Below are 16276 nucleotides of genomic sequence, written 5' to 3' on the forward strand. Positions count from 1 at the left end.
TGCGACAATCGAGGCCGCCGCCAGGCTGAGCGCAAACACTTCGTATAGACGCATGTCAGCATTTGCCGAAGGTATTGCAGACATGCTGATGGCAGCCTCTTGCGCGAAGAGGCGCCCGCCATCCTCGATCTGTACGGAGCCTGCTCGATGACTGATACCGTCAGTTCCGCATCATCCGCTCGACCTTCATCTAAAACCCTGTTGCCCGTCGGCCTGCTGGTGGCCATCGCGGCGCTGGTCGGCGTCCTGCTGCTACCGCTGCCGGCCGATCTGCCGGTGGCTGGTCATCGGGTACTGGCGATTCTGGTCTTCGCCGTAATCGTCTGGATCACCGAGGCGGTATCCTACGAGGCCAGCGCCATCATGATCACCACGCTGCTGGCCTTCCTGGTCGGTACCGCACCGGTGATCGACGACCCGTCGCGGATCTACGGCAGTTCAACGGCCATCTCCATGGCCCTGACCGGCTTCGCCAACCCGGCGCTGGCGCTGGTGACCGGGGCACTATTCATCTCCGCAGCGATGACTCATACGGGCCTGGATAAACGTATCGCCCTGATGACGCTCTCGAAAGTCGGGACCAGTACGCGGCATATTCTCGGCGGCACCATCCTGGTAACTTTTCTGCTCAGCCTGGTGGTGCCCAGTGCGACGGCACGCAGCGCCTGCGTGGTGCCGATCATGATGGGTATCATCGCTGCATTCGGTGTAGAAAAACGCTCGAATTTCGCCGCAGGGATGATGATTATCGTCGCTCAGGCCACCAGTATCTGGAACATCGGTATCCAGACCGCCGCCGCGCAGAACCTGCTGCTGACCGGCTTCATGGACAAACTGCTCGGCGAGCGGGTGAGCTGGATCGACTGGCTGATCGCTGGTGCGCCCTGGGCGATATTGATGTCAGGTGTGCTGCTGTTCATCGTAGTCAAACTGCTGCCACCGGAAACCAACGCCATCAGCGGCGGCAAGGAAGCAGTCGCCCGTTCGCTACAGGAGTTGGGGTCGATGAGCGGAGCACAGAAACGCCTGCTGACAGTATCCCTGCTGCTTCTGCTGTGCTGGGCCACCGAGGGCAAGCTGCACAGCTTCGATACCACTACCACGACCTACGCCGGGCTGGTCCTGTTGCTGCTACCACGCTTCGGCGTCATGACCTGGAAGGATGTGCAGGCCCGCATTCCGTGGGGCACAGTAATCGTTTTCGGCGTTGGCATCAGCCTGGGCACCGTGCTGCTGACCACCCAGGCCGGCCAGTGGCTGGGCGCCCAGGTGATCACCCATACCGGACTCGACCAGCTCGGCCCGCTGGGGATCTTTGCCATCCTCGCCGCATTCCTGATCGCCATCCACCTGGGCTTCGCCAGCGCCACCGCACTGACCTCGGCGATGATGCCGATCCTGATCGCCATGCTGCAAAGCCTGCCGGGTGAGTTCAGCCGACTGGGTATGACCATGCTGCTCGGTTTCGTAGTCAGCTACGGCTTCATCCTGCCGATCAATGCGCCGCAGAACATGGTTTGCCTGGGCACAGAAACCTTCAACGCCCGCCAGTTCGCCCGGATCGGCCTGCTGATCACGCTAGTCGGCTATCTGAGCATGCTGCTATTCGCCGTTACCTGGTGGCGCTGGCTGGGCTGGATCTGAAACGAGGCAGCAGGGCACTGCACAGAAAAAATACTGCCGCCCCGACCACGATGGAAGGCCCGGCCGGTGTGTCCTGATACCATGACAGCGACAGGCCAGCGCAAACCGCCAGCATGCCCAGCAGACTGGCACCAATGGCCATCTGCTCAGGACTGCGCGCATGGCGCCGGGCAGCAGCAGCAGGGATGATCAACAGGGAAGTGATCAGTAGCACACCGACGATTTTCATCGCCACGGCGATCACCACGGCGATCAGCAGCATCAATGCCAGGCGAATCGTTGCCACCGGCAGACCTTCGACCCGTGCCAGTTCCTCATGCACGGTAATTGCCAGCAACGGTCGCCAAAGCACCACTAGCAACGTCAGTACCAGGGCGCTGCCGCCAATGATCCAGGCAAGATCCTCGCTGCTCACCGCCAGCAGATCACCGAACAGGTAGCCCATCAGATCGACCCGGACATCGCGCATGAAGCTCAGGGTCACCAACCCAAGCGACAGTGTGCTGTGGGCGAGAATGCCGAGCAGGGTATCGGAAGCCAGTAAACGCTGTTGTTGCAGAGCCACCAGTAGCACTGCCAGCAGCACACAACCGACCGTTACTGCCAGGGTCGGGCTGACGCCCAGCAGCAACCCGAGCGCGACACCGAGCAGGGCGGAATGGGAAAGGGTGTCGCCGAAATAGGCCATGCGTCGCCAGACCACGAAAGAACCGAGTGGCCCAGCCACTACTGCCAGGGCCAATCCGGCGAGCAGTGCATTGAGCAGGAAATCAGGCATGTTTGCAGTCCTTGCAGTCGTCGCTCTGTACCGGTGGCCGCTGTACGCTGCCGTGCAGGTCATGGGTGTGATCGTGATGATGGTGGTAGATGGCCAGGTTGCGCACCCCCTGGCCGAACAGCTCGACGAAGGCCGGGTCGTTGCTGACCTGTTCCGGATGCCCCGAACAGCAGACATGGCGATTCAGGCAGATCACCTGGTCGGTGGTATTCATCACCAGGTGCAGGTCATGAGAAACCATCAGCACGCCGCAACCGTACTGATCACGCAACCGGGTGATCAATTGGTAGAGCTCGGCCTGACCGGCGAAATCCACCCCCTGTACCGGTTCGTCGAGCACCAGCAGCTCAGGCTGACGAAGCAGGGCACGGGCCAGCAGCACTCGCTGTAGTTCGCCACCGGAAATTCCCTGCAAGGGGCTGTCAATGACTCGCTCGGCACCAACCTGGGCTAGGGCATCAAGAGCGCCGGTGCGTGCTACACCAGGTACCAGGCGCAGGAAGCGCTCCACTGAAAGCGGCATGCTGGCGTCCACCTGTAGCTTCTGTGGCATGTAACCGATACGCAGATCCGTCTTGCGCCAAACGTTGCCGCTCTGTGGCTTGAGCAGACCGAGCACAGCGCGCACCAGGGTGGTCTTGCCAGCACCGTTGGGACCGATCAACGTGACGATCTCACCGGATTTGACTCGTAGCGCAGCATTTTCCAGTACGGTTTGCCCGGAAAAATGTACGTTGATGTTCTCGAGCGAAGCCAACAGTTCGCTCATACAGCCTTCCGGCAAGCAGCGCACAGACCTATCACTTCCACCGTTTCGCCCTGTACGACGAAATCGATGCTCCTGGCCGCCGCAGTGATGGCCTCGCTGATTGTCTGACTTTCCATTTCGATGGCCGTGTGGCAATTACGACAGATCAGAAATTGGCTTTGGTGAGCATGCTCGGGGTGCACGCAGCCCATGAAGGCATTGAGCGAAGCGATACGATGCACCAAGCCATTCTCCAACAGGAAATCCAGCGCCCGATAGACAGTAGGAGGTGCAGCCCGGCGGCCATCCTGTTCACTCAGCACGGCAAGAATATCGTAGGCGCCGAGCGGCTTGTGACTCTGCCAGACCAACTCCAGCACCCGCCGCCGCAACGCAGTCAAACGCACACCTTGGCGTACACAAATAGCTTCGGCATTGGCCAGCGCACTCTTCACACACAGGTCGTGATCATGGGGAGTGTAGGCGAGGGGAGTCTGGGACATGGCAGGCAACGACGCTCCTGAAGATGAACGTTATTATATAACTTGGAGATCACCCGAGGCCGATATGTCCCGTCTATTTTCAGTATTGCTTCTCTTTTTCCTGCTTTCGAATAAGGCCAATGCCGAAGGAGAAGTGAAACTTTTAACCAGTATCAAGCCACTGCAACTGATCGCTGCTGCAGTACAGGATGGCGTTGGCAAACCCGCTGTCCTACTGCCGCCGGGTGCTTCGGGACATCACTATTCCCTGCGACCTTCGGATATCCGCAGCGTGCGCGAAGCGCAGCTTTTCTACTGGATAGGCCAGGACATGGAGACCTTTCTCATCGATGTCGTGCATGATCGACAAGGCCCCAGCATTTCCATACAAACATTACCTGACCTGCAACTACGCTACTTCGGCCAGGAGCATGGAGTTGGCCATCATGATACGGAGCACGATCAGGATCATCGGCCCGGCAGCCTGGATGCTCATCTCTGGCTACAACCATCCAATGCCCTGCTCATTGCAAAACGTATGGCCGCTGACCTCACGATTGCCGATCCGGTAAATACCGAGCGTTACCAAGCTAATTCAGTGGCTTTCGAGCAACGCCTGGAGATGCTCGACAAGCGACTCAGAAAACGTCTGGCTGGCCTATCCGACAAATCCTACTTCGTCTTTCATGAAGCCTACGATTACTTCGAAGCCACCTACGGCCTGAAACATGCCGGTGTATTCAATATCAGTGGTGAAGTCCAACCGGGGGCACGCCATATCGCCGAATTACGTGAACGGCTGCAAAAAGCCGGCCCCAGTTGTGTCTTCAGCGAACCGCCGTTGCGCCCGCGTCTGGTCGAAACGCTCAGCGCGAACCTGCCTGTGACAATGGCAGAAATAGATCCCATGGGAACAGGAATAGAGCCGCATGCCCAGGGTTATGAAGAGCTGCTTGAAAGGTTGACCGAACAACTGTCTGGGTGTTTGGAAAAGCTTTGACTGTAACTACCGTGACGACTTGGTTTAGCAAGTATGTGAATGATTCGAGAAAAACAGCTACAAGTCGCTTTTGCGCGCCAGAAATACAGCCAACTCAACAATGGCTTGTTCTGGAGTCAGACTCATGCCTTTCCAGTTACAGGCCAGCATCAGGTTTTTTGGAAGTCCGAAATCCTCGACCATATAGCCATGCGCGCAGTATCCACATTCATCATGGGGTATTTGGGCTCGCATGCTCCCCTGTTCGGGAAAATAGACCCATACCGGAATATCGAAAGCAACCGCCAACCCCATTTCAAAGACGGTTCCTGAATCCGGCTCGTAACCTCGGAACGCCTCCAGATTAGCCAATACAGCATCTGCCCTGGAGAGCATCGCTACATTCGCATCGCAAATCCATTTGGCCGCTTCCGACCCCGACAATCCATCAGGAAGCAGGTTATCGAACGGGTACATTCCTTCCAGACCGACGTCATTGCACAGCTTTTTGAGATAGGCGCCATGTGCAACAGCATCTGTTCGAAACACATCGAATCCGGCCAGATAAACTTTCACGCTGCTTTATCTTCCTGATCCATCCGTTGCATCGTTTTACCGATGTGATCGAAAAGGCTCGGCCAAATCATGGCCAAGCCTTTCCCGCTATCGTTTGTGGATAAAAATCTTAGAAATCCAGATTCGATACGGCCAAAGCGTTGCTCTCGATAAAATCTCGCCGAGGTTCCACCGCATCGCCCATCAAGGTATTGAACAACTGATCAGCGGCAATCGCATCCTCGATAGTGACCTTGAGCATGCGGCGTACATCAGGATCCATGGTGGTTTCCCAAAGCTGCTCCGGGTTCATTTCACCGAGCCCTTTATAGCGCTGTACGCTGTGACGCCTGATGCCTTCGGCCATCAGCCAGTTCAGGACTTCCTTGAAGCTTGAAACCGGCTTAGTGCGCTCACCACGCTTGGCGTAGGCGCCTTCTTCCAAGAGATTGTTCAGCTTGTCACCCAATGCCGTGATGCTCTTGTAGTCATTACTGGCAAAGAAATCACGATTGAACGTCACATAACTGGACAGGCCATGGGAAGTCATTTCCACTTCCGGTAGCCACAGATGCCGCTCCTTGTCTTCACGCAGACTGGTTTTGTAGACCAAACCGGATCGTTCACCGCTCTTGAGCATGGCACTGTAGCGTACCAGCCAGTCCTGCATGGCAGATTGATCGGCCAGCTGCTCGGTATCGATTCGAGGCAGATAGATCAAATGTTCGGTGAGTTCCTGCGGATAGAGGCGGGAAAGGCGTTGCAATGTCTTGATCACCCCACGGTACTGGTTCACCAGACGCTCCAATGCTTCGCCGGCCAAACCTGGCGCGTGTTCATTGACATACAGGCTGGCATCTTCCAAGGCCGACTGGGTCAGATATTCATCCATGGCCTCGTCGTCCTTGATGTATTGCTCCTGCTTGCCACGCTTGACCTTGTACAAGGGCGGTTGAGCGATATAAATGTAGCCGCGCTCGATCAGTTCGGGTAGCTGGCGGAAGAAGAAGGTCAACAGCAGAGTACGAATATGCGAACCGTCCACATCGGCATCGGTCATGATGATGATGTTGTGGTAGCGCAGCTTCTCGATGTTGTACTCGTCGCGACCGATGCCGCAGCCCAGGGCGGTAATCAGCGTTCCCACCTCGGCGGAAGACAGCATCTTGTCGAAACGCGCCTTTTCCACGTTGAGGATCTTGCCCTTGAGCGGCAGGATCGCCTGAGTCTTGCGGTTGCGTCCCTGCTTGGCCGAACCGCCGGCAGAATCACCTTCCACTATGTAGAGTTCGGATAGTGCTGGGTCTTTTTCCTGGCAATCGGCCAATTTTCCAGGAAGCCCGGCGATATCCAGAGCACCCTTGCGGCGAGTCATTTCACGGGCCTTGCGGGCTGCTTCGCGGGCGCGTGCAGCATCGATCATCTTGCCGACCACAGCTTTGGCTTCGCTGGGATGCTCCAGCAGGAAATCGGCGAAATATTTGCCCATTTCCTGCTCGACTGCCGTTTTCACCTCCGAAGAAACCAGTTTTTCTTTGGTTTGGGAGCTGAATTTTGGGTCTGGAACCTTGACCGAAATAATCGCGGTGAGACCTTCGCGAGCATCGTCTCCCGTAGTGGAAATCTTGAACTTCTTGGCCAGGCCTTCTTGCTCGATGTAAGAGTTCAAATTGCGGGTAAGTGCAGAACGGAATCCGGCAAGATGCGTTCCACCATCGCGCTGCGGAATATTGTTGGTAAAGCAGAGGATATTTTCATTAAAGCTGTCGTTCCACTGCAAGGCCACTTCAACTCCGACACCATCATCGCGCTGGACATTGAAATGAAAAACCTGGTTCACAGCCGTCTTGTTGGTATTCAGATATTCAACGAAAGCCCGCAAACCACCTTCGTATTTGAACAGCTCGTCCTTACCACTACGCTCATCGCGTAGCAGGATTCCAACGCCGGAATTGAGGAATGACAACTCTCGCAGACGCTTGGCCAGGATATCCCAGCTGAAGTGAATATTCTTGAAGGTCTCGGCGGAAGGCTTGAAACGGATTTCCGTTCCAGAGCCTTCGGTTTCTCCGATCGGCGACAGGGCAGCCTTGGGTACTCCATGCGTGTATATCTGCTCCCAGACCTTACCTTCACGGCGGATGGTCAACTGTAATTCTTCCGATAGCGCATTGACCACTGAAACCCCTACGCCGTGAAGTCCTCCAGAGACCTTGTAGGAATTGTCATCGAATTTTCCACCGGCATGTAGCACGGTCATAATGACCTGGGCGGCAGAAATACCTTCTTCCTTGTGGATATCGACAGGAATACCCCTACCGTTATCGCGAACGGTAACCGACTCGTCCACATGAATAGTGATACTGATTTCACTACAGTGACCGGCTAGTGCTTCGTCGATAGAGTTATCGACCACTTCAAAGACCATGTGATGCAGGCCTGTACCGTCATCAGTATCACCGATGTACATTCCTGGACGCTTACGTACGGCATCCAGGCCTTTCAGTACCTTGATGCTGGAGGAGTCGTACGTGTGATTCTCGCTCATGCCTACCTTACTCCCAAGGGATCACGGGATCTGGATAATGCGCCCATGTTCCACGTGAAACATCGAAACTGACGTATCGTCCCGCCAGCATATTTTTAATAAATCCAGGTCGACGCAGGTAATAAATACCTGGCATCGTAGTTCTTCCAGCAATCGACACAGAGCATTTCGATGCGTACTGTCCAACTCCGAAGGCAAGTCATCTATGAGATAGATACAGCGGCCCTGTTTGACTTCATTCAATAAGTGGCCTTGGGCAATTCGTAGCGCACAAACAACCAGTTTTTGCTGTCCTCGTGACAGGATATCGACTGCATTGTGATTGCCGATTCGTAGACGTAAATCCGCCCGTTGCGGACCGGCCTGGGTATGACCAAGCAATCGATCTCGTTCAAGCGAAACAGACAGAATTTCGTCAAGGGATCGATCTTTATCCCAACCTCGGTAATAGCTCAGCTGTAAATCATCCAGCGTGATGAGGGCATTCAGGGTTTGCCTGAAAATCGGCTTCAGCGCTTGGATATAGTTTTTTCGATATGTATCGATTTCGACGCTGGCAGAAGCCAATTCCCGATTCCAGGCTGCCTCGGAAGCATTGTCCAGTTTACCATGACGCAGCCATGAGTTCCGCTGTCGGAGAGCCTGCTGGAGCCTTTGCCAAGCACCGAGAAAACGAGGTTCCACGTGGAACACTCCCCAATCGAGAAACTGTCGCCTGAGCTTGGGCGCACCTTCCAACAAGCGAAAGCTGTCAGGATTGATCAATTGCAGCGGCAAAGCCTCAGCCAATTCGGCTGCGGTGCGAATATTCTGCCCATCGATACGAATATGCAGGTCGCCATTTCGTTCGCGAGAAATACCCAGTGCATGGGTTTGTCGATCGCTAAAAAGAATCTCACCAAATACAGTACAGGTACTTTGCTCGTGAGAAATAACTGGCTGAGCACGCACGCTACGAAAAGAGCGAGCCAACCCAAGCAAGTGGACAGCCTCCAGAAAGCTGGTCTTGCCGCTGCCATTGGCACCGTGAAGAAGATTGATTGCAGGAGAAGGAAAAAGCGTCACCGGCTGCAGATTGCGCACTCCAGTGATGCTTATACGGCGAAGGGACATCTAAAGTCACATCAGAGACGCATCGGCATGACTACGTAGGAAGAATCGTCGTTACCGAACTCCTGTAAAAGCGCACTACTATTCGAATCGGCCAGTGTCAGCTTGACCTGTTCGCTCCCCATTACGCCAAGCACATCCAGCAAATAGCTGACATTGAAGCCTATTTCAAGGGAAGCTCCTTCATAATCGACAGAAACTTCCTCCTCAGCTTCTTCCTGCTCCGGATTATTGGCCTGGATTTTCAGCAACCCGCTCTGTAGCTGAAGTCGAATACCGCGATATTTTTCATTGGAAAGAATCGCGGCTCGACCAAAGGCTTCCCGCAATAACTGCCGATCACCGACTACAATTTTATCGCCACCACGTGGCAATACGCGTTCGTAGTCAGGAAACTTGCCATCCACCAGTTTGGAAGTGAATGTATAGAAGCCAGTGGTAACACGAACATGATGTTGGCCAAGAACGACCTTTATCTCATTTTGCTGATCACCCAGCAGACGAGCCAGCTCGAGAATACCTTTGCGTGGCACGATGACTTGGTGCCGATCGATTTGTCCAAGACCTACATCGATGGAACAAAGCGCCAGGCGATGCCCATCGGTCGTTACGGCACGCAACTGGTCTTTCTGTACTTCCAGCAACATGCCATTGAGGTAATAACGGACATCCTGCTGAGCCATGGCAAAGCTGGTTCGTTCTATCAAACGCCTCAGTACTTCCTGCGGCAAGGTAAATGCAAGTGAACCTTGGCTCTCTTCTACATTTGGAAAGTCGCTGGCAGGAAGAGTGGATAAGGTAAAACGACTTCTAGCTGACTTGATCACAACTTTCTGATCATCGAGCCTGACATCGATCAGTGCCTCGTTAGGCAGGCTTTTACAGATGTCCATTAATTTACGGGCCGGTACGGTGACTTCACCTGCCTCAGCTGGTTCTTCCAGAGTGACTCGCCCGATCAACTCCACCTCAAGGTCGGTTCCGGTCAAGGACAATTGCTGATCCTGAACGACCAGCAGTACATTCGACAACACCGGCAGGGTCTGCCGCCGCTCGACAACACCGGCCACCAGTTGCAGGGGTTTCAACAAAGCTTCGCGCTGGATGGTGAAATGCATGATCTTTCCCTTGCTTGAGGAATGGTCGTTACGTCGTGAGAGTACGTAGAAGATTTTTATAATCTTCGCGAATGTCTGCATCGGATTCGCGCAATTCAGCGATTTTACGACAAGCGTGCAGTACCGTCGTATGATCGCGTCCACCAAAAGCATCGCCGATTTCCGGCAGGCTGTGATTGGTCAGTTCCTTGGACAGGGCCATGGCAACCTGGCGGGGGCGCGCCACTGACCTCGAACGGCGCTTGGACAGCAGATCGGAAATCTTGATCTTGTAGTACTCGGCAACGGTGCGCTGGATATTGTCAATACTGACCAGCTTGTCCTGTAGCGCCAGAAGGTCCTTGAGTGACTCGCGGATCAGTTCGATGGTGATCTCGCGCCCCATGAAGTGCGCATGGGCGATGACTCTCTTGAGCGCTCCTTCCAGTTCACGGACATTCGAACGTATGCGCTGGGCAATGAAAAAAGCGGCATCATGCGGCAGATCGATTTTTGCCTGATCGGCCTTCTTCATCAGGATGGCGACCCGGGTTTCCAGTTCCGGCGGTTCGACCGCAACGGTCAAACCCCAGCCAAAGCGCGATTTTAGACGTTCTTCAAGCCCATCGATTTCCTTCGGGTAACGATCACTGGTAAGGATTACCTGCTGACCACCTTCGAGCAGTGCGTTGAACGTATGGAAAAACTCTTCCTGAGAACGTTCTTTCTTGGCAAAAAACTGGATATCGTCGATCAGCAAGGCATCGACCGAACGATAGAAGCGCTTGAATTCGTTGATCGCATTCAATTGCAGAGCCTTGACCATGTCAGCGACGAAGCGCTCCGAGTGCAGGTAGACCACCTTGGCACTGGGGTTTTTCCGGAGCAGGTGATTACCTACCGCATGCATCAGGTGCGTCTTACCCAAACCCACACCGCCATAGAGAAAAAGCGGGTTGTAGCCATGCTTGGGGTTATCCGCCACCTGCCAGGCAGCGGCACGTGCCAGTTGGTTGGATTTACCTTCGACGAAATTTTCGAAGGTAAAGGAGCGATTCAGATAACTGGTGTGCTTAAGCGCACCTTCGACCTGGACATTACGTTCCGTACGAGAAACGGCAGCCGGGAGAGAAGCCACTGCCGCGTCTTTGCCTGGCGCCGAGGAAGCATCGACTCGTGTTTTTTCGAGAGCGGCAGCAGAAGAAACCGATCTGTCCGGCACAGAAACCAGTGAACTACCTACGGCAGCAGAAGCAGGATTCGAAGGTGGAACCGTTCGGGCAGTTGATGAAGGGAGGCCATTGGCAGGTGCTCTTCTGCTGCCGATACGCAGAGATAAGATGGGTGGCAAATCGCTTGATCGCTCACTAAGCAGCTCCATCAAGCGAGAAAGATACTTCTCGTTCACCCAGTCCAGCACGAAGCGATTGGGCGCATAGATATGCAGCTCGCCTTCTTCTGATTCGACCTGAAGTGGGCGAATCCAGGTATTGAACTGCTGGGCCGGCAATTCGTCCCGCAACAGCTCGACACAATGCTGCCAAAGTTCAACCGACACGGGCAATCCCTCTGAATATCGATACGCCTCGAAGCGGCATGCGGACCTCTCAACGTAAGCAAAGCTCACGTGGCCTGGCTACTGAAAATTAGCCGCCATTCTACCTTTTCCCAGGCATTTTTATCCACAACTTACCAGATAGTATCTGATTTATCGGAGCTTCGATAAGCCTGTTGATAAGTATAAGTAGGGCATCTGGAAAGCCTGTATGCTGATACTTGAATAATCATACCTGTTGATAAAATACACTGTTATACACAGCATATGAAAAACAAAACCACGTGAAGTACACGCTTTTTCAATAGGGTTTTGATTTCCTTGAAAGCCCGATGCACTAAGTCTCTGTAGTTTTATCCACAGAAAAGTCGTTTATAAGAATAAAAGCTTCTATAAAGTTTTTTAAAGCTTTGATCTATTTTTACAATTACGTGAGAAAGAGATCTCTACTAGAAGACAGTAGTAGCCTCGAAACAACCAACACCGTCATGTAAGGGCTAACACAGCCAAGCAATGCGGCCGACAGAATGCTGCAACTGGTTGGAAATTGACCTGTTCTACCAGCTTCTCTACAATCGCCGGTCTCTTTGTGCCGGGGTCATTCCGACCCTCGTGGATCATTCAGGTAAAGCAATCATGAAACGTACTTTTCAACCCAGCGTTCTCAAGCGCGCCCGTACGCACGGTTTTCGTGCGCGCATGGCAACCAAGAATGGCCGTCAGGTTCTCTCCCGCCGGCGTGCCAAGGGCCGCAAGCGCCTGACAGTCTGAAGACTGCAGGACAGATGGCGAGTCGAAATTTCAGCCGGGAAAAACGTTTACTTTCTCCTCGGCAATTCAAGGCGGTTTTCGACTCTCCTTCCGGTAAGGTGCCTGGCAGGCAAGTCTTGTTGCTCGCTCGCCAAAACGATCTGGAATATCCCCGCCTGGGGCTGGTTATCGGCAAGAAGAGCATCAAGCTCGCAGTCGAACGCAATCGGGTCAAACGCCAGATTCGCGAATCCTTCCGCCACCATCAGGATAAGCTCGGGGGTTGGGATATTGTGATCATCGCGCGCAAGGGCATGGCCGAGCAGCAGAATGTCGAACTAGCCAGACAATTCGGCAAGCTCTGGAAGCGTCTGACCAACAACCAGCCAGCTGCGTCCAGTCAGCCGACGACGGCCAAGGGTAACGATGCGTAAATTGGCCCTCGCCTCAATCCAGTTCTACCGCTATGCCATCAGTCCCTTGATGGCCAGCCATTGTCGTTTTTATCCCAGTTGTTCTTGCTATGCGTATGAGGCTATCGAGATCCACGGCCTGCTGCGCGGCGGCTGGCTGAGCCTGAAACGTCTCGGTCGCTGTCACCCCTGGAATCCCGGCGGCTACGACCCGGTACCAGCCAAACATTCCACTACCTCCCATTCGACGGCCGATTAACCATGGATATCAAACGCACGATCCTGCTTGTCGCCCTGGCAGTCGTTTCCTATCTGATGATTCTTCAGTGGAACCAGGACTACGGCCAGGCCGAGCTGCCTGCAGAGATTGCCCAGACGCAGGGAAGCCTTCCTTCGTTACCGCAAATGCCAAACAATCCCGATGGCTCCCAGGCCGATGTGCCGAGCCTGGCTAGCCAGCAGCCGGCCACGGCGCCTTCTGGCGAGACCTCCGGCAACGCATTGATCCGGGTGCGTACCGATGTTCTCGAACTGGCTATCGATCCGCATGGTGGTGATGTAATGGACCTGCGCCTGGTGCAGTATCCGCGCCGTCAGGATCGACCGGATGTGCCTTTCCAGCTATTCGAGCGCAGTGGTTCGCGTACCTACGAAGCACAGAGCGGACTGATCGGCGACGGTCCCGACCAGCCCGGCAGCCGTCCGCTTTACACCAGTGAGCAGCGCCAGTACCAATTGGTGGATGGGCAGGAGCAACTGGTAGTCAACCTCTCGTATAGCGCCAATGGCATCAATTACATCAAGCGTTTCACCTTCGAGCGCGGCAATTACGACCTGCATGTGGATTATCTGATCGATAACCAGAGCGGTAATCCCTGGACAGGCCACATGTTCGGCCAGCTCAAGCGCGATGCCAGCAGCGATCCATCCTCGACAACCGCGACCGGAACCGCGACCTATCTCGGCGCAGCGCTCTGGACGCCGGATGAGCCCTATCGCAAGATATCCATGAAAAACATGGATGAGCAGGGCCTGCGCGAAACCGTACAAGGCGGCTGGATTGCCTGGCTGCAGCATTATTTCGTTACCGCCTGGATTCCTGCGAAAGACAGCGTCAACCAGATCCAGACCCGCAAGGACAACCTGGGCAACTACATTGTCGGCTTCACCGGCCAGGCCGTGAGCGTGGCACCGGGTAGCCAAGGCCAGGTCGGCGCCACTCTTTATGCCGGACCCAAAAACCAGGACGTACTCAAGACTCTTTCACCCGGACTCGAACTGACTGTCGATTATGGTTTCCTCTGGTTCATCGCCCAACCGATTTTCTGGCTGCTACAAGTTATCCACAATCTGCTCGGCAACTGGGGTTGGTCGATCATTTTTCTGACCTTGTTCATCAAGGCGGCTTTCTTTCCCTTATCTGCCGCCAGCTACCGTTCCATGGCCCGCATGCGAGCCGTCGCACCACGACTGCAAGCCCTGAAGGAGCAGCACGGGGATGATCGCCAGAAGATGTCCCAGGCGATGATGGAGCTGTACAAGAAGGAAAAAATCAATCCACTGGGTGGCTGCCTGCCGATCCTGGTCCAGATGCCGGTGTTCCTCTCGCTTTACTGGGTGCTGCTGGAAAGCGTCGAAATGCGTCAAGCACCCTGGCTCGGCTGGATCACCGACCTGTCGACCAAGGATCCCTATTTCATCCTGCCATTGATCATGGGTGGCACCATGTTCATCCAGCAGCAGCTCAACCCCACACCGCCGGACCCCATGCAAGCGAAGGTCATGAAGCTTATGCCGATCATCTTCACCTTCTTCTTCCTGTGGTTCCCGGCCGGTCTCGTCCTGTACTGGGTAGTCAACAACGTGTTGTCGATCGCTCAGCAGTGGTACATTACCCGGCAGATCGAGAAATCGACGAAAACTGCCTGACACACCTCGAGCCGTAATACAGAACGCCCCTTAACCGGGGCGTTTTGCTATGTACGATTCACCGAAAGGGTACTGACATGAGCATCGTGCAAGACACCATTGCTGCCATAGCCACGGCTCCAGGCCGGGGCGGTGTCGGTATCATCCGGGTTTCCGGCTCCCAGGCCCTGGCCATCGCTCGTGGCCTCGGCGGTCTCGAACCCACACCTCGACATGCTCACTACCGAGACTTTTCCACAGGCAGTGGTGAAGTGATCGACCAGGGCCTGCTGCTGTTCTTTCCTGGCCCGCATTCCTTCACTGGCGAAGATGTACTGGAGTTGCAGGGACATGGTGGTCCAGTGGTACTGGATATGCTGCTACAGCACTGCCTGGAACTTGGCGCCCGGCAAGCCCGGCCCGGCGAGTTCAGCGAACGTGCCTTCCTCAACGACAAACTCGACCTGGCCCAGGCCGAAGCCATCGCCGACCTGATCGAAGCCAGCTCCGAACAAGCCGCGCGCAACGCCCTGCGCTCGCTGCAAGGCGCCTTCTCCCGTCGCGTACACGAGCTGACCGAGTCGCTGATCCAGTTGCGCATCTATGTCGAAGCAGCCATTGACTTCCCCGAGGAAGAGATCGACTTCCTCACCGACGGCCATGTACTGGACATGCTCGACAGGGTGCGCGACAACTTATCCACAGTGCTGCACGAAGCGGGTCAGGGCGCCCTGCTGCGCAACGGCATGACCGTAGTCATCGCCGGCCGCCCCAATGCCGGTAAATCCAGCCTGCTCAACGCCCTGGCCGGACGCGAAACCGCCATTGTCACTGACATCGCCGGCACCACCCGGGACATCCTGCGCGAACATATCCACATCGATGGCATGCCACTGCACGTAGTGGACACAGCCGGGCTGCGAACGACCACCGATCAGATCGAACAAATCGGTGTAGAGCGCGCCCTGCAAGCCATCGACGAGGCTGACCGCATCCTGCTGGTAGTGGACTCTACCGCGCCGGAAGCGATCGATCCCCTTGCCCTGTGGCCGGAATTTCTTGCGCAGCGACCAAATCCCGAGCGCGTTACCCTGATCCGCAATAAAGCCGATCTTTCCAGCGAAAGCATTGCCTTGCAGAGCGATCCAGACGGACAAGTCACTATTAACCTGTCGGCCAGATCCGGCCAGGGCCTTGACCTACTGCGCACCCATCTCAAGACCTGCATGGGCTATGAACAAACCACCGAGAGCGGCTTCAGCGCCCGCCGCCGGCATCTGGACGCCTTGCGCCAGGCCGCCAGCCACCTTCAGCACGGATACAATCAACTTATCCACAGTGGTGCCGGCGAACTCCTCGCCGAAGACCTGCGCCAGGCCCAGCAGGCACTAGGCGAAATCACCGGCACCGTCACCTCGGACGACTTACTCGGACGCATCTTTTCCAGTTTCTGCATCGGGAAGTGATGTGGGTTCCACGGATATCCAAGGAAGTTTCAATAAGCCATTAAGGCCTTGTAAATAAATAACTTATCGCCTTTTATGTCCAAATTTGAGTCCAGGTAGATAGCACATGTACTACCCACCTCCTACTTAGACATACGGAGGAGGTGATAGCCCTGATCGATACCGCCCTCAAGACAATCAAGCCCAAGGACAAGTCCTATACCGTCACCGTTGATCGTGGCTTGTACGTGGAGGTGTTCTCAA

Annotated in this window: 15 protein-coding genes; 7 read left to right on the forward strand and 8 right to left on the reverse strand. The window is 55.1% G+C overall.

Features of this window, described 5'->3' with window-relative positions; translation table 11 throughout:
- Positions 1-147 precede the first annotated feature (147 nt).
- A complete protein-coding gene (locus FHR87_RS06690) occupies positions 148-1644 on the forward strand; it encodes a DASS family sodium-coupled anion symporter (RefSeq protein ID WP_183165948.1) in 1497 nt (498 codons plus the stop codon).
- On the opposite strand, the gene znuB is transcribed toward FHR87_RS06690, so the two are convergent.
- The 3 genes from znuB to FHR87_RS06705 are packed head-to-tail and all read right to left on the reverse strand — an operon-like array spanning position 1613 to position 3673.
- Positions 1613-2422 carry a zinc ABC transporter permease subunit ZnuB gene (znuB, locus tag FHR87_RS06695; RefSeq protein ID WP_183165949.1) on the reverse strand — a complete coding sequence of 270 codons (810 nt, stop codon included), beginning with the start codon at positions 2420-2422 and terminating at the stop codon, positions 1613-1615. The genes FHR87_RS06690 and znuB overlap by 32 nt on opposite strands.
- The gene (gene znuC, locus FHR87_RS06700; protein WP_183165950.1) at positions 2415-3191 is read right to left on the reverse strand and encodes a zinc ABC transporter ATP-binding protein ZnuC; all 777 of its coding nucleotides are present in this window, start codon (positions 3189-3191) and stop codon (positions 2415-2417) included. The genes znuB and znuC overlap by 8 nt, the downstream gene beginning before the upstream one ends.
- Positions 3188-3673 carry a Fur family transcriptional regulator gene (locus FHR87_RS06705; RefSeq protein WP_183165951.1) on the reverse strand — a complete coding sequence of 162 codons (486 nt, stop codon included), beginning with the start codon at positions 3671-3673 and terminating at the stop codon, positions 3188-3190. Before FHR87_RS06705 ends, znuC begins: the two co-directional genes overlap by 4 nt.
- A 64-nt stretch (positions 3674-3737) precedes the next feature.
- On the opposite strand from FHR87_RS06705, the gene FHR87_RS06710 reads away from it, so the two are divergent.
- Positions 3738-4652, forward strand: coding sequence for a zinc ABC transporter substrate-binding protein (locus FHR87_RS06710; protein ID WP_183165952.1), 915 nt, complete (start codon positions 3738-3740; stop codon positions 4650-4652).
- Positions 4653-4709: 57 nt separating this feature from the next.
- Here FHR87_RS06710 and FHR87_RS06715 read toward each other — a convergent pair whose 3' ends face one another.
- The 5 genes from FHR87_RS06715 to dnaA all read right to left on the reverse strand — a co-directional run bounded on the left by FHR87_RS06715 (position 4710) and on the right by dnaA (position 11499).
- A complete protein-coding gene (locus FHR87_RS06715) occupies positions 4710-5207 on the reverse strand; it encodes a nucleoside 2-deoxyribosyltransferase (protein WP_183165953.1) in 498 nt (165 codons plus the stop codon).
- A gap of 109 nt (positions 5208-5316) precedes the next feature.
- Positions 5317-7734, reverse strand: coding sequence for a DNA topoisomerase (ATP-hydrolyzing) subunit B (gene gyrB, locus FHR87_RS06720; RefSeq protein ID WP_183165954.1), 2418 nt, complete (start codon positions 7732-7734; stop codon positions 5317-5319).
- Between the two features lie 21 nt (positions 7735-7755).
- On the reverse strand, positions 7756-8847 hold the full coding sequence (recF, locus tag FHR87_RS06725; protein WP_183165955.1) for a DNA replication/repair protein RecF: 1092 nt from the start codon (positions 8845-8847) through the stop codon (positions 7756-7758).
- An 11-nt stretch (positions 8848-8858) separates the two neighbouring features.
- Positions 8859-9962, reverse strand: coding sequence for a DNA polymerase III subunit beta (gene dnaN / locus FHR87_RS06730; RefSeq protein WP_183165956.1), 1104 nt, complete (start codon positions 9960-9962; stop codon positions 8859-8861).
- Positions 9963-9990: 28 nt separating this feature from the next.
- Entirely contained in the window at positions 9991-11499 is a 1509-nt protein-coding gene (dnaA, locus tag FHR87_RS06735; protein ID WP_183165957.1) for a chromosomal replication initiator protein DnaA, read from the reverse strand.
- Positions 11500-12132: 633 nt separating this feature from the next.
- Between dnaA and rpmH the strand changes: the two genes are divergently transcribed.
- The 5 genes from rpmH to mnmE all read left to right on the forward strand — a co-directional run bounded on the left by rpmH (position 12133) and on the right by mnmE (position 16033).
- Complete coding sequence (rpmH, locus tag FHR87_RS06740) at positions 12133-12267, forward strand: 50S ribosomal protein L34 (RefSeq protein ID WP_144572581.1); 135 nt, start codon at positions 12133-12135, stop codon at positions 12265-12267.
- A 14-nt stretch (positions 12268-12281) separates the two neighbouring features.
- Positions 12282-12680 carry a ribonuclease P protein component gene (gene rnpA / locus FHR87_RS06745; protein ID WP_183165958.1) on the forward strand — a complete coding sequence of 133 codons (399 nt, stop codon included), beginning with the start codon at positions 12282-12284 and terminating at the stop codon, positions 12678-12680.
- The gene (yidD, locus tag FHR87_RS06750; protein WP_183165959.1) at positions 12673-12918 is read left to right on the forward strand and encodes a membrane protein insertion efficiency factor YidD; all 246 of its coding nucleotides are present in this window, start codon (positions 12673-12675) and stop codon (positions 12916-12918) included. The genes rnpA and yidD overlap by 8 nt, the downstream gene beginning before the upstream one ends.
- A 2-nt stretch (positions 12919-12920) precedes the next feature.
- Complete coding sequence (yidC, locus tag FHR87_RS06755; RefSeq protein ID WP_183165960.1) at positions 12921-14588, forward strand: membrane protein insertase YidC; 1668 nt, start codon at positions 12921-12923, stop codon at positions 14586-14588.
- A gap of 77 nt (positions 14589-14665) precedes the next feature.
- Positions 14666-16033, forward strand: coding sequence for a tRNA uridine-5-carboxymethylaminomethyl(34) synthesis GTPase MnmE (gene mnmE / locus FHR87_RS06760; RefSeq protein WP_183165961.1), 1368 nt, complete (start codon positions 14666-14668; stop codon positions 16031-16033).
- The last annotated feature ends 243 nt before the right edge of the window (positions 16034-16276 follow it).

The organism is Azomonas macrocytogenes (genome assembly GCF_014191985.1).
GTDB lineage: Bacteria > Pseudomonadota > Gammaproteobacteria > Pseudomonadales > Pseudomonadaceae > Azomonas > Azomonas macrocytogenes.

Bases quoted from the DNA above. Each gene is read 5' to 3' on its own strand.
- FHR87_RS06690 (WP_183165948.1), top strand. From the start codon at position 148: ATGACTGATACCGTCAGTTCCGCATCATCCGCTCGACCTTCATCTAAA.
- znuB (WP_183165949.1), bottom strand. From the start codon at position 2,422: ATGCCTGATTTCCTGCTCAATGCACTGCTCGCCGGATTGGCCCTGGCA.
- znuC (WP_183165950.1), bottom strand. From the start codon at position 3,191: ATGAGCGAACTGTTGGCTTCGCTCGAGAACATCAACGTACATTTTTCC.
- FHR87_RS06705 (WP_183165951.1), bottom strand. From the start codon at position 3,673: ATGTCCCAGACTCCCCTCGCCTACACTCCCCATGATCACGACCTGTGT.
- FHR87_RS06710 (WP_183165952.1), top strand. From the start codon at position 3,738: ATGTCCCGTCTATTTTCAGTATTGCTTCTCTTTTTCCTGCTTTCGAAT.
- gyrB (WP_183165954.1), bottom strand. From the start codon at position 7,734: ATGAGCGAGAATCACACGTACGACTCCTCCAGCATCAAGGTACTGAAA.
- recF (WP_183165955.1), bottom strand. From the start codon at position 8,847: ATGTCCCTTCGCCGTATAAGCATCACTGGAGTGCGCAATCTGCAGCCG.
- dnaN (WP_183165956.1), bottom strand. From the start codon at position 9,962: ATGCATTTCACCATCCAGCGCGAAGCTTTGTTGAAACCCCTGCAACTG.
- rpmH (WP_144572581.1), top strand. From the start codon at position 12,133: ATGAAACGTACTTTTCAACCCAGCGTTCTCAAGCGCGCCCGTACGCAC.
- rnpA (WP_183165958.1), top strand. From the start codon at position 12,282: ATGGCGAGTCGAAATTTCAGCCGGGAAAAACGTTTACTTTCTCCTCGG.
- yidD (WP_183165959.1), top strand. From the start codon at position 12,673: ATGCGTAAATTGGCCCTCGCCTCAATCCAGTTCTACCGCTATGCCATC.
- yidC (WP_183165960.1), top strand. From the start codon at position 12,921: ATGGATATCAAACGCACGATCCTGCTTGTCGCCCTGGCAGTCGTTTCC.
- mnmE (WP_183165961.1), top strand. From the start codon at position 14,666: ATGAGCATCGTGCAAGACACCATTGCTGCCATAGCCACGGCTCCAGGC.